Annotated in this window: 10 protein-coding genes and 1 pseudogene; 5 read left to right on the forward strand and 6 right to left on the reverse strand. The window is 47.4% G+C overall.

Annotated features, from left to right (window positions below):
* The first annotated feature begins 61 nt into the window (after window positions 1-61).
* The 3 genes from queF to M2133_RS02440 all read left to right on the forward strand — a co-directional run bounded on the left by queF (window position 62) and on the right by M2133_RS02440 (window position 3,610).
* On the forward strand, window positions 62-538 hold the full coding sequence (gene queF / locus M2133_RS02430) for a preQ(1) synthase (RefSeq protein ID WP_277464376.1): 477 nt from the start codon (window positions 62-64) through the stop codon (window positions 536-538).
* A 389-nt stretch (window positions 539-927) separates the two neighbouring features.
* Window positions 928-1,575: a response regulator transcription factor gene (locus M2133_RS02435; protein ID WP_277464377.1), complete on the forward strand. Its 648-nt coding sequence runs from the start codon at window positions 928-930 to the stop codon at window positions 1,573-1,575.
* A 13-nt stretch (window positions 1,576-1,588) separates the two neighbouring features.
* Window positions 1,589-3,610, forward strand: coding sequence for an ATP-binding protein (locus M2133_RS02440; RefSeq protein ID WP_277464378.1), 2,022 nt, complete (start codon window positions 1,589-1,591; stop codon window positions 3,608-3,610).
* Window positions 3,611-3,825: 215 nt separating this feature from the next.
* Here M2133_RS02440 and M2133_RS02445 read toward each other — a convergent pair whose 3' ends face one another.
* The gene (locus M2133_RS02445; RefSeq protein ID WP_277464379.1) at window positions 3,826-5,829 is read right to left on the reverse strand and encodes a thiol-activated cytolysin family protein; all 2,004 of its coding nucleotides are present in this window, start codon (window positions 5,827-5,829) and stop codon (window positions 3,826-3,828) included.
* A gap of 172 nt (window positions 5,830-6,001) precedes the next feature.
* On the opposite strand from M2133_RS02445, the gene M2133_RS02450 reads away from it, so the two are divergent.
* Window positions 6,002-6,199: a hypothetical protein gene (locus tag M2133_RS02450; RefSeq protein ID WP_277464380.1), complete on the forward strand. Its 198-nt coding sequence runs from the start codon at window positions 6,002-6,004 to the stop codon at window positions 6,197-6,199.
* A 12-nt stretch (window positions 6,200-6,211) separates the two neighbouring features.
* Here the strand turns inward: M2133_RS02450 and M2133_RS02455 are convergent, their stop codons facing one another.
* The 3 genes and pseudogenes from M2133_RS02455 to M2133_RS02465 all read right to left on the reverse strand — a co-directional run.
* Window positions 6,212-7,114 carry a glycyl-radical enzyme activating protein gene (locus tag M2133_RS02455; RefSeq protein WP_277464381.1) on the reverse strand — a complete coding sequence of 301 codons (903 nt, stop codon included), beginning with the start codon at window positions 7,112-7,114 and terminating at the stop codon, window positions 6,212-6,214.
* A complete protein-coding gene (gene hypD, locus M2133_RS02460) occupies window positions 7,114-9,519 on the reverse strand; it encodes a trans-4-hydroxy-L-proline dehydratase (protein ID WP_277464382.1) in 2,406 nt (801 codons plus the stop codon). The genes M2133_RS02455 and hypD overlap by 1 nt, the downstream gene beginning before the upstream one ends.
* Window positions 9,520-9,846: 327 nt before the next feature.
* A pseudogene (locus M2133_RS02465) lies at window positions 9,847-9,972 on the reverse strand (S26 family signal peptidase); the annotation flags it as partial.
* A 354-nt stretch (window positions 9,973-10,326) separates the two neighbouring features.
* Here M2133_RS02465 and M2133_RS02470 point away from each other — a divergent pair.
* The gene (locus M2133_RS02470) at window positions 10,327-10,512 is read left to right on the forward strand and encodes a helix-turn-helix domain-containing protein (RefSeq protein WP_277464383.1); all 186 of its coding nucleotides are present in this window, start codon (window positions 10,327-10,329) and stop codon (window positions 10,510-10,512) included.
* Window positions 10,513-10,655: 143 nt separating this feature from the next.
* Here M2133_RS02470 and M2133_RS02475 read toward each other — a convergent pair whose 3' ends face one another.
* Both M2133_RS02475 and M2133_RS02480 read right to left on the reverse strand, forming a co-directional pair.
* Window positions 10,656-11,711, reverse strand: coding sequence for a hypothetical protein (locus tag M2133_RS02475; protein WP_277464384.1), 1,056 nt, complete (start codon window positions 11,709-11,711; stop codon window positions 10,656-10,658).
* 131 nt (window positions 11,712-11,842) lie between these two features.
* Complete coding sequence (locus tag M2133_RS02480) at window positions 11,843-12,727, reverse strand: Fic family protein (RefSeq protein WP_277464385.1); 885 nt, start codon at window positions 12,725-12,727, stop codon at window positions 11,843-11,845.
* Between the last annotated feature and the right edge of the window lie 238 nt (window positions 12,728-12,965).

A 12,965-nucleotide genomic window follows, 5' to 3' on the forward strand; every position in this document is an offset into this window, starting at 1 on the left:
GGATATTGCATCATAGCCAATCAGCCAATCCGTACAATCAAAGTTCAGAAAACATTATATTATGCATATCAAAAGAGAAGAAGAATTAAATCTGTTAGGCGGAAAAACGGAATACAAACAGGATTACGCGCCGGAGGTATTGGAGGCTTTCAGCAATAGACACCCGGAAAACGACTATTGGGTGCGGTTCAATTGTCCGGAGTTCACCAGCCTTTGCCCGATCACCGGCCAGCCCGACTTTGCCACAATCCATATCGACTATATCCCGGACCAGCGAATGGTTGAAAGCAAAAGCCTGAAACTCTACTTGTTCAGCTTTCGTAACCACGGTGCTTTCCATGAGGATTGTATCAATATCATCATGAAAGACCTCATCCGCCTGATGGATCCCAAATACATCGAAGTGACCGGCCTGTTCACACCCCGCGGCGGGATCAGCATCTATCCGTTTGCCAATTACGGACGGCCAGGCACCAAATATGAAGCCCTGGCAGAAAAAAGACTGCCTTCTATTTCTACATTTCCTTGCCGGGAATAGCCTCCCAAGCCGATTCATTTCCGCCAGCGGATAATGGTTACTTTCATATTTCTCCAGTGGCCCCACCTCTGCTCCGTATATACACTGCAGCATGGAGGTTGCGCCACCGGTAAGGGGGACGTTGGGGGAGATGTTCCGATTATAACAATCATTCCGGTCTCGCAACCTTCCGGCGCGGCAGCTTCGGGGGTAGGGTTAGGGGCTTTGAAGATCACATCCCTCAAATGTGTCTACCCCACAAAAGTAAACAGGGAGAAGAAACGTGTCAATGAGTAATTATACTCAAATACGTATAAGTAATATTACTTAGAGGGGAAGGTGCATTTTGATTTGTGAAAAATTAATCGTACTTTAGGCCTTGATATTCAACAAACCTTACTTCTCTCTTTATGATAAAAACGATCTTAGTTGACGACCATGCATTATTCCGCTTAGGGATAAAGAGTGCGATTACGAATGGACATACCGATATCTGTATTGCCGGTGAAGCGGATTGCGGGCTTGCCTTGTTCCGCCTATTGGAAACGACTATGCCGGATATCATTCTATTGGATATTTTATTGCCCGATATGACGGGGATAGCAATTGCCCGGCGGCTCAGAAAAGAGTATCCGGGCATAAAAATCCTGGCGATCTCGGCGGAGAATACAAAAGAGGTCGTGCAGGAGATGCTCGATATCGGTATCGAAGGTTTTATCAGCAAACGCCAGGGTGGGCCGGATGAGATCGCACAGGCGATCCGTACGATCATGAACGGCTATGAGTACTTCGGCAACGATATCGCCGCGATCATCTATAAGGTCTACGTGGCGAAGAAACGGACCGCCGAAGTCACGCCGGAATTTACCGACCGCGAAAAAGAGATCATCGAGCTTTGCCGCGATGGCCTGTTGAGCAAGCAGATCGCCGACCGCCTCTGTATCAGTTCCCGCACGGTGGATAACCACAAGAATAACATCTTCCGCAAGCTCGATATCAACAATACGATGGAGATGGTGCAGTATGCACTGAAAAATGGGATCATCCGGATGGATTAAAAACGATACGATTATGAAATACCTCATCACGATCATTCTTTTTTGCCTGACCTGTCAGTTGCAGGCACAATCGGTTCCCAGCGTAACCGAACGAATCCGGCAGTACGAACAGGAGATTGCCGAAGGGCAGGTGGATGAAATAAAAATGCTAAAGAATTACATCGATCTGATCAGCCTTTATCGCACGATCGATATGGGGAAGAGCCATTCTTATTTCCGACAGGCCGTGGCGTACGCACAGGAAAAAGGCCAACTGGAATGGGAATCGTCCTATTGGCGGCGCATGGCCGAGGTGTATTATGACCATGGCAAGATCGACTCCTCTTTTTACTGCATCGACCAGGCGATTGCGCTTATCGAAGGGAAAGGATATGATTATGAACAATGCGCCAATTACCAGGTGCAGGGAACAGCTTTCTTCCAGGGACATGAGTATGAGAAAGCTTTGGAGGCTTACCTGAAAGCCTTGGAACTGAACGAAAAAGACAAAACACAGAAAATAGCGGCGCAAAAGAATACGCTGAACAATATCGGCATCGAGTCGTCGACCTACGCGAAGATCGCCGAGATTTACGCGGAATTATTGAATTACGACCAGGCGATCGACTACCTGCTTCGGGCGAAGAAGATCATGGAAGATAACCCAACCGAACGCATCGCCTTTGTCTATTTCACAATCGAGTTGAATGGCATGCTTGCCGAAATCTATACGATCACCAAGCAACCCGACCAAGCATTGCCTTTGTTGGAAAAGAGTTACGAGATGGCGGTTGAAAAAGAATTATTGCCGGAAGTCATACTCGGCCTATGCCGGTTGTCCCATTTCTACGCTACCGAACGGAAGGATTACCATCAGGCATTGACCTTCGCCCGGGAAGCCGAAAAGGAGGCCGGAAAAACACAACGCCCGGACCTGATCAGCGCGGCTGACCGAAGTATGATGATCGCCCATTTCGGTTTGAAGGAGTATACGGCAGCTCGCCACTACGCCGAGAAGGCATTGGCGAATACCGACCCGGACGATTGGGAAAACAATCAGGATGTCTACGGCCATCTGATCCTATTTCATGCTTTGTCGGGCGATGTGAAGCAAGCGGAAGTCTACCTGGGAAAATACAATGAAGCTGTAGCCAAACTATCCGACACGAATCTCCACAACTCCCTTCAGGAGATGGAAGTGAAATACGATGTAAAAAAGAAAGAATTGGAGATCGTACGCCAACAAGCGGAAATCGATCGGCATCAAACGAAGCAGTATATTTACCTCGGAGGACTGATCGCTGCCGGTATCCTCTTACTCTTATTCATCTATATCGCCAGCCTGCGCTCCAAACGCAACCGCGCCCTGGCGGAGACCAACGCCACCAAAGACAAATTCTTCAGCATCATCTCGCACGATCTGAAGAACCCGGCCATCGCCCAGCGCGATGCCTTGCAGCAACTGATCACCCATGCCGGCGAATGGGATGCCGATTCGCTCGCGCAATACTACAAAGAGCTGCTCCAATCGGCCGACGGGCAGGTCGAATTGCTCTACAACCTGCTCAACTGGGCACAGGTACAGACCGGGCGTATGCCTTACAACCCGACCGCTTTCGATATCGTGATGGAGCTGCGGTCCGATATCCTATTGACCAAAAACCTGGCCGACCGCAAAGGCGTCAGCCTCGATCTGCGGATGCCCGATACGCTGGTGTTGACGGGCGACCGGAATATGTTGACCACCGTGGTGCGCAACCTACTGACCAATGCCGTGAAGTTTACCGAGAAAGGCGGACGGATCACGTTGGGCATCGAACCGGAAGAGAGTGGCGGGTATATCATCTCCGTAGCCGATACAGGCACCGGCATGAATCGGGAGCAGATCGAAAGCCTTTTCCATATCGACCGTCGCCCTTCCCGCGCGGGTACAGCCGGCGAACCGGGCAGCGGGCTGGGCCTTGTTGTCTGCAAAGAACTGATCGAAAAGCACGGCAGCGCCCTCTGTCTGGAGAGCGTAAAAGGCAAAGGAAGCCGCTTCTGGTTCGCAATCTGAGGAGAAGGTCGACAGACCTTCCCGAAAAAGGCCGGCGGAGTTTCCGAAAAGGCCGGCGGCCTTTTGAAAAACCCTGCCGGCCTTTTGGAAAACTCCGGCGGCCTTTTTCGGGAAGCCTCCCTCCTCCTCCAAGCCTTCACCCGAAACGCTGATCAATACAGGGATCTGGCGGCCGGGTGAAAGGTGAAGACCGGGGTAAAAACTTTTAGTACGTTTTAGATCTCGCCACCGTTATGCCAACAACATTCGTAACCCGGGACGAACCAGTCGACCGTATCTCCTCCCAATTTGCCCGGGCGCAGATAACCGGCAAAAATATCACTGCACGGTAACTCATAGGTATGTTCAAAGATCTTTGCCAAATCACTCCAATGCCGTACCTTAAGATGTACCTTGTATATATTCTTGGGTAAGTGAATGGTCGGATTCAAAGTGGACTTACGGCCAATTTTTCTCTCTCCGGGGAATAAAAGATGTTTCGTCGGTATTTCTTTCCCGGTGCTGTCGAACTTGGTGTAATATCCGGAAACCCGAATATCGGTAGCTTTCAACGTATTGAGTACATTTACTTTCAGGCCGGTATTGGGCACAATGCGTTTCACCTTATGCACACCGCTCTTCCAGAAGGTAATATCTTTGGGGTTTGCTCCGGAAATCATCATCGCTTTGTAGGAGAGTATCACACCGTTCACATCGTTTTCCTTTGCCCCGGTTTTTAGGTTGACGGTGGTATGCGACTTTTGGAAATTAAGCACCTTTGTTCTGGCACCCTCCATTTGTCTTTTACAGAAGTCGACGTCGGCTTCCTCTTTATTTCGGGTTAATTCTGAGCCAAAGATGGTGTCTGCGTTTTTCACATCTCCTCCCCGACAGAGGGCCTTATTGGTGTATTCTATGTTGCTCGATTTCGCATTTACACTTTGATCTAACGACACGCCATAGGCTGATACTTTTGCACTTTGTACCAGGCTGTTATTTGTGCTGGAGAGTTCTTCCAACAGGTAAAGTTGCCGTCCGTATTTCACGCTTTTGACGAAGATAACCGTCTTGCCTCCGAATGCCCTCTTCACATCGTCTACGGTGATATTATCGGCAAACAGGGTCGAGAGGTCGTTTTTATCATACTCGGCCGAGGCGGTATAATACACCTGCGTGAAGTCGGTCAGAAAGAGCGACGAATAGGACGACTTCTTTTGTTCGAAGTTGGCGCTGGCTTTAATCCCGGCAAACGAGGCGGAGCAGCTCATCTTGACGGTCATCTCATCCATACTTTTGGCTTCCGTGGTCACATTTTTGAAATCCGCGGTAACCGCTCTGCCGCTTTTGACAAAGCTATCTACAATCTCGGAGATCGCATCATTCACCGGATCTTCCAGATTGCCGAAACTATTGGCTTTTACCACACGCGAGTTGCCGCCCGGGATCGTACTGGGGAAAGAAGAGATATTGACCTGCACCTTGCCGCGCGCCAGTCCGGCCTCCGTGGGAGCCATCGTGCCCAAGCTACGATCCACAACCAATAACATACCCGGGTAAAGCTCATTCTTTGTGCACGACATCAGAAATTCGGTACCATCTTCCGGACGGACAATCTCTTCGTACTTGATCAGGTAATCGCCTTCGATCCTGGTCTTACGCTCTTCGTTATCAATGGCTTTCTGAATATCTGTCTCGTTAAAACTCAACGCGCGCAAATAGTCATTGATGGCTTTTCGGCGTTGCGCGTCGGTCTGTTGCGCGGTCGTTGCCGCGGGCTTTGCTGTAGTCGTTGCCGCAGGCTTTGTTGTGGTGGTGGTTGTCGCCGTACGCGTTGTTGTACGCGTTGGGACAGTTTTCCTCGTTACGGTCTTCGGTGTGGCAAGCGTTCTGGATGTCGTCGGCCTTGTGACTGTTGTCGCGGCACTTGTTTTTTGTTTGATCAACGGATACTGTGCCAAATTGGTTGCTTCGTCATACAGATTGATATAGATGCCGTATTCTGTTCCGGCTTTGAAACTGGTGAAGGTGTGTGTTGTTTTACCGGTGATCAGAACGGGGGTCGGTACAAACCCTGTCGCACCGGGGATCACCTCATACCAGCATACCTGGTAACGAAGCTTCGCTGCGGGAGTGACGTTGTCGCTCGCGGCTTTCCATGTGATGGTGAAACCTTTGGTAGTCACATTGCTCACTGTGATTCGGGTGTCCGACGGTAAGGTCGGCTTAATGGAGTCTGCCATGATTTTTTTGTTTTAAAGTTGATAAGGCAAAGGTAGAGGCACCTCTGGAGGCTGTCAATGGGTAATTCTACTCAAATTGGCATGAGTAATATTACTCAGACAGATTGAGTATTTTTGCCTATTGACGCGGTTCGTTCGGCTGTCGAACTTTGTTGCATAAAATGAGTAAACGATGGATGCGAAGAAACCCGATAAGGAAGAACTTATTTCTTTAGCCGAGAAAACAAAGCGCTATTGCGACTTATTGATCGAGCAAAGCGACAACTGGCTGTCGGAGGAAGAAGGCGTCCGAAATGTGGAGAAGCGGCTGGAGAAACCGCCGGTGAATATACGCAAATCTCGTACGACCGGGAAGTCGGATACGCATTGAACAGCCACGAACCTATACCGTTGCTTCTATCCCGTATTGCCGGAAGATCTCCAGGCAGCGCTTTTGTAGTTCTTTCGAAGGCGTTCTCATGGGGATGTTGTCCGGATTGTATGAGGTCCCGAGTTTCTGGTGTTTCCCTTTTCCGATATCGTGATAGAGCAATAGATTCACGGTATAACGCTTAGGCAGGGAAGCGAGGAAGCGGGCGGTTTCCGTGATATTCTCTTCATCGGCGTTGACCCCTTCGATCAAAGGGATACGGATAACGATTTCTTTCCCGGCTTCGGCCAACAGGCGGATATTGGACAGGATCGGTTGATTGGGTGTGCCGCAGAAATATTGATGTTTGGCGGCATCCATATGTTTGAGGTCGACCAGGAAAAGATCCGTATGTTGCATCACTTCATTGACCGTCGCAGCTCCGGCATACAAAGTCGTATCCACGGCGCGATGAATGCCCAGTTGCCCGCAACGGCGAAGCAATTCGACCAATACTTCCCGGTGCATCAAGGGCTCGCCACCACAGAAAGTCACTCCCCCTTCGGAACGGTCCATAAAGAGGGTCTCCTTCTCGATCTCACGCATCAGTTCATCCACCGAAACCGGTTTGCCGGATATCTCCATCGCGAATGTCGGACAGACATCCGCGCATGCCCCGCAAAGGGTACAGAGCGACCGGTCGGTAACCATCCCGTCCGGCGTTGCTTGTATGGCTTTTTGTTTACAGATCTGCACACAAGCCTGGCAGCCCAGGCATTTACTGCGCGTATATAGTTTTTCTTTTTTCGGAGAGATCCCTTCGGGATTATGACACCAGAGACAGGACAGCGGGCATCCTTTCAAAAAGATCGTAATTCGGATGCCCGGCCCGTCATTTATGGCGTAGCGTTTAATATCGAAAAAAAGAGATTTCATTAAAAGCTTTCCTGCTCCGTACGTGCGATCACATCGGCCTGCAGGTCTTCGTTCATATCGTTGAAATAATCACTGTAGCCGGCCACGCGCACCAGCAGATCCCGGTATTCCTCCGGGCATTCCTGTGCTTTGAGCAGGGTTTCCGTATCCACAATATTGAATTGGATATGATGGCCACCCAGGGCAAAGTAGGTACGGATCAATGCGCAAAGCTTGGAGATATCTTCTTCCTTCTTCAACAGAGAAGGCATAAAGCGCTGGTTCAACAGCGTTCCCCCACTCTTCACCTGATCGAGCTTGCCTAATGATTTCACCACCGCTGAAGGCCCATGCGTATCGGCACCATGCGAAGGCGAGGTACCATCGGAGATGGCCTTGCCGGCCAAGCGTCCGTTCGGCGTGGCGCCCATCACCTTACCAAAATACACATGGCAGGTGGTCGACAGCATATTCAGATGGAAACATTCTCCTTTGGTATTCGGACGGCCTTCGATCGCGTCGTACAGGTCGTCGTATACCTTGACCGCGATCCGGTCGGCATACGGATCGTCGTTACCGAAGAAAGGTGTCCGGTTCAAGATCGTCTGCCGCATGGGTTCCAGATCTTCAAAGTTCGAGTCGATCGCATACAACATCTCTGCCATCGTAAAGCGTTTTTCTTCGAACACATGTTTCTTCAGGCTGCTCAAGCTGTCGGTGATCGTGCCCAGACCGGTGCACTGGATATAGTTCGTATTGTAGCGCGGCCCACCGTTATAGTAGTCTTTCCCGCGGGAAATGCAATCATCAATAAAGAGCGAAAGGAAGGTCGCCGGCGCGTATTTGGCAAACATCCGGTCGATATAGTTACTCACCCGAACCTTCATGTCTACGAAATAGTACAACTGTTTCAGGAAAGCGTCATACAACTCATCGTAGGTTGCGAAACCGACCGGATCACCCGTCTCCAGCCCGACTTTGCGTCCGGAAACCGGATCGATCCCGTTATGCAGGGTTACTTCCAGGATCTTCGGCACATTCAGGTAACCGGTCAACACATACGCTTCCTTACCGAAAGCGCCCACCTCGATACAGCCGCTGCATCCGCCTTCGCGGGCATCGGTCAACGACTTACCCTGGCGCACCAGTTCCTGTACGTAGACATCCGGATTAAAGACCGAAGGATAACCATGTCCCTGGCGGATCACCTTACAACCGGCACGCAGGAAACGCTCCGGCGTACGGCTGCTGATATGGATCGCGCTACCGGGTTGCAGGATATGCAATTCTTCGATCACTTCGAGCATGATATACGAGACCTCATTTACTCCGTCGCTACCGTCGGCCTTTACGCCTCCGATATTCAGGTTCGTGAAGTCATTGTACGTGCCGCTCTCCCGTGCCGTGATGCCCACTTTGGGAGGCGCCGTATGGTTATTCACTTTGATAAAGAAACACGACATCAGTTCTTTCGCCTGGTCACGCGTCAATGTTCCTTCCGCAATTTCTTTCTCATAGAAAGGAGCCAGATGTTGGTCGAAATGGCCGGGATTCATCGCGTCCCATCCGTTCAATTCGGTGATGGTGCCCAGGTGAACAAACCAATACATCTGTATCGCTTCCCAATACGTGCGGGGAGCATGGGCCGGCACCCAGCGGCAAACCTCCGCGATCTTGCGCAACTCAGCCGCGCGCACGGGATCTTTCTCCGTCAGCGCCATCTCATCGGCCAGGTCGGCATGACGCTCGGCAAACACAATCGCCGCATCACACGAGATCAACATCGCCGTCAGCTCTTCCTGTTTGTCCGTAGCCTCCGGATCATTCAGGAAGTCCAGTTTCTCCAATTCACCGGCAATCTTTTCTTTCAGATCCAACAGGCCGAAACGATACACCTTGTCATCCAAGGATGTATGTCCCGGAGCCCGTTGTTCCATAAATTCCGTGAAAATGCCCACTTCGTAAGCTTCTTTCCAATATTGAGGTACATGGTTAAATATACGTTCCCGTTGGGTACGTCCTTTCCAGTAAGGGATCACTTCACGTGCATACGTGTCGATATCTTCGGGACTGATCGTATACGACTGCAACTCCCGGGTATTCAGGATATATAAGTCTTCCACGCTGTGGCAAGTCAGCTCCGGGAAAGTCGGAACAGCCTTGGGTTTTGGTCCGCGTTCGCCTACGATCAATTCATCCTTACCAATGTAAATGGTTTTTTGTTTACAGATTTCTAAAAAATTTAGCGCTCTCAGTACAGGGATAGGATACTTACCTTCATTATCATTATAAAATTGCGTTTCAATCAGAGCACGCTCAATCGAAAGAGACGGTTGTGCATTAAAAGTCTCTTCACGAAGGCGTTGGATACGGTCGTTCATCCCGTATGCATTGGATAATCCGTTCGGATCATTCATTGTGTTCATAAGATTCTCGTTTGGACAGAACGCAGCTATTGCCTGCATCCTGATAAATTAGAAAATAAAAGAAATAAAAAGAATAAATCAGGTCACCGGGCGGCGACCAAGGGAAAAGCTGTTTAATTGTAGAACATCAAACAGTTGAAAAGTTTCCGATATCTTCGAATGCTATTAGCCATAGCGCAAAGAAGCTTTTGTACTTCCGCGACAAACATACGACACTTTCTCCAAACCACAACACAAAAAAAAGATACTTTAAAACATATTTCTGGCGGGAAAACGGTTAGAATCTTCGTTTATGAGGATCTTGACGCCAGTTCCACACACTTTTCATTAAATCGGATCTTTTGATTTCCATACAATCCAGACTTTCCCAACAATGAAATCTTCAGGAAGTAAACCCCAGTAGCGCGAATCATAGGAGTCTTGCTCGTTATCTCCCAATACAAAATAATAGTTCCAACCCTCTTCGATGCAATTTCTAAATCATTGAAAATGAAGCATTAATATTTCCTTCAGAAACTACCGGTAGTTTGTGCGCTAACTACCGGTAGTTTGTTCGCCAACTACTAATACTTTGTTCGCAAACTACCGGTAGTTTGAAAAAGGGGGATTGCGGCAACGAAAACAAGGAGTAGATATTTGTTGACAACCGTCAATACATTTGTTCATTTCTTTTAGAAAAATAAGCAAATTCACCCTATATAGTGAATAACCATCTTTTAGGTAAAGGACGGCAGCTGGAGGCTTCCCGAAAAAAACATTGATAATTATCAACTATTTTTGCTTGAAAATCACCATAAACAGTGAATTATGAATTTAGAAGAAATCGGAAAGCAGATTCGGGAAAGGCGGAAAGAGCTGAAAATTGATCAGATGACATTAGCGGCTTTAGCTGGTATTGGGATAAATGCACTTGGCCGATTGGAACGGGGAACGGGGAATCCTCGATTTGAGATGTATAAATCAAGAGTCAATAGCTTTTTGAGTATGCGATAATCTTATCTTCCATCTTCTATCTTCTATCTTCAAACGTTCATGGTTTGTTGATTTTATGTAGAGCAGACATCTTATTTTGCTAACAACATATAACACACCACACCGAGCTTGCAAGGTTTTATGCGAGTTTATGCTGTCCTTTGTTATTTTATTCTATATGGTTCCAGTGTTTTATCTTTAGTAGAAAGGATAGTCCATCGCCAACTTATCTTTCCTTTTTTCAAAAATTTATTCATCGCTAAAAAGTGTTCGTCCCTATCACTATTTTCATCAATTTTCAGGCAATTCTTTTGCTGCGGATAAGGATTAAGATCTTCTGTGATCCCTAATGCAACTCCTCTTCCTTTTTTCCATAACGAATAGGTGACAATGCCCGAATTTTCATAAGTTATCCCTCCGGGAAACGGAGCTGTTTTACCCATTCTTTGGGGCATTGCCATACAAGAGACAATACGTCCATTGTTTTTATATGTAATGCCTCCTACAGGTATAAAAGAAGATTCATTTCCTACTTGTCCCCCACTAACCAGACAAGCCGCGATCAGTCCATCATTCACCCCGACAATTCCTCCGCTTGAACTTCCTCTATGTAAACAACCGACTTCCGTATCCCGTACTACACATCCGATTATATTTCCGATATTTGTATTACTGCCGCAAATTCCTCCGATAGCAAATCTCCCTTTGCATTCAACCACCCCACTACTAAAGCTACAGCCCTCTATTAACCCTCCTTTATTAACTCCGCAAATACCACCTGTAGTCCCACTTCCTGAAACAATTCCTCCCTCTATATGTAAATCTTTCACTACACCTCCACGTCCAACTCCACCAAAAAAGCCGGCTTCAATCTTACCTTCAACATACAATCCTGTAATTTTATGACCATTTCCATTGAAAGTACCTGTATAAGGAATCGTCCAATCTCCTATGGGGACCCATACAATACCCGTAAGATCAATATCCATCTGTAAAGTAAAATCCGTATCAATTTTGTTCGTCTGATAAGAACGACACGCATAAGACCATTCTAAGAGACGGGCTACTTCATTCCGGGCAGCATCTTCTCCGCCATTTTCATTCAATTCCACTTTTGCATGGCAAACCGCCACTTCATTCACTGATAACAAAAGAAGAATCTGTAATACTATTGAAACTGTTTTAAGCATAGGCTTTAAGTATATATTGTCATTATCCATTACTTCTTTTAAACTGGATCATATTTATTTTAGATATATCCTTGATTTTTCTCATTCATTGCTTTTAAAATGTATCAGCAAAGAGATGATAATGAGCGTACCGACAATTATCCGGATTGGAATCATCGATCTTAATCCTCTTCTTCATAATAATACGAATAATCAATCCCTTTGAGGTAGAGTTCGCGGTCGTTGATTTGGTCGGTCAGGGCGTTTTGCAGTAAGGTTTTGAGTTCCGCATTTTCCAGGGAGCTTTTTATCATGGCACGCAGGTAGTCTTTTTTGTTGATCCGGCTCCAATCGACACAACGTTTCAGGCGTTTCTTAAAAATCAGATCCAGCCAGATGCGGGTGCTCCGGCCATTGCCTTCCATAAAGGGGTGGGCGATATTCATCTCGATGTATTTATCGACAATCTCGTCGAAAGTATTTTCCGGCATTCCTTCGATATACTTTAAGGTATTGCCTAAGAAATGGGAGACAGCAAACTGAAAGCCGCCTTTCGAGATGTTTTTTTGGCGGATCTGCCCGGCAAAATCATACAAACCGCCGAAAATATAGGCATGGATCTGTTGCAGGCTTTTGGTGGTGCCCACTTCCTCTTCGCGGATCAGATTACTCTCGAAAAAAGCATACGCCTTCTTCTTGCTTTGTCCGTCGATACTGTTGTCGCTATACGTGAACCAATCCATAAACTTCATAGCTTTGGGATTGGGAAAATGCCTTGCCAATTCGGTAACGCCATCGCTGTCGAGCGTATCTGCCAAACGTTTTTTTCCGTCAGCCGCTACGAATTTGAAACCGTGAGTAGCACTCACGAGTTGATTCTGTTCTTTGGTAAGTTTTCGTTTCAACCAACGCCAATAGTTGTTTGCTTTGACGTAATCATCTTGTTCATAGAGTATAGCTACAATATCTACGACATTAAACCACCATTTATTACGCTCTTCATCCCAGATCGCACGGACTTCGCGGTCATTAAAAAAGCGGATTGATATTTTTGTGTTATGGGTCATCTTTGCCTCCTTTCCATACGCTATATAGCTGTAAAGATAGTAAAAAAAAAGATATTTGTCCCGCTTTCTTTTCTTTTTCCCGGGAGTATTTGTTTGTTGATAACTGTCAACACATTTGTTGATAATTGTCAACAGATCTGTTGATAACTATCAACAAACTTGTTGATAATTATCAACAAACAACTACTCCCAGCAACAGGTTGATATACTGTCCCTTATACTGCCCGCTAAATCAAGG

The organism is Parabacteroides sp. PF5-6, from assembly GCF_029504695.1.
GTDB lineage: Bacteria > Bacteroidota > Bacteroidia > Bacteroidales > Tannerellaceae > QVMG01.

Excerpts from the sequence above, each read along its gene's own strand:
- queF (WP_277464376.1), top strand. The coding sequence starts at position 62 with ATGCATATCAAAAGAGAAGAAGAATTAAATCTGTTAGGCGGAAAAACG.
- M2133_RS02435 (WP_277464377.1), top strand. The coding sequence starts at position 928 with ATGATAAAAACGATCTTAGTTGACGACCATGCATTATTCCGCTTAGGG.
- M2133_RS02440 (WP_277464378.1), top strand. The coding sequence starts at position 1,589 with ATGAAATACCTCATCACGATCATTCTTTTTTGCCTGACCTGTCAGTTG.
- M2133_RS02445 (WP_277464379.1), bottom strand. The coding sequence starts at position 5,829 with ATGGCAGACTCCATTAAGCCGACCTTACCGTCGGACACCCGAATCACA.
- M2133_RS02450 (WP_277464380.1), top strand. The coding sequence starts at position 6,002 with ATGGATGCGAAGAAACCCGATAAGGAAGAACTTATTTCTTTAGCCGAG.
- M2133_RS02455 (WP_277464381.1), bottom strand. The coding sequence starts at position 7,114 with ATGAAATCTCTTTTTTTCGATATTAAACGCTACGCCATAAATGACGGG.
- hypD (WP_277464382.1), bottom strand. The coding sequence starts at position 9,519 with ATGAACACAATGAATGATCCGAACGGATTATCCAATGCATACGGGATG.
- M2133_RS02470 (WP_277464383.1), top strand. The coding sequence starts at position 10,327 with ATGAATTTAGAAGAAATCGGAAAGCAGATTCGGGAAAGGCGGAAAGAG.
- M2133_RS02475 (WP_277464384.1), bottom strand. The coding sequence starts at position 11,711 with ATGGATAATGACAATATATACTTAAAGCCTATGCTTAAAACAGTTTCA.
- M2133_RS02480 (WP_277464385.1), bottom strand. The coding sequence starts at position 12,727 with ATGACCCATAACACAAAAATATCAATCCGCTTTTTTAATGACCGCGAA.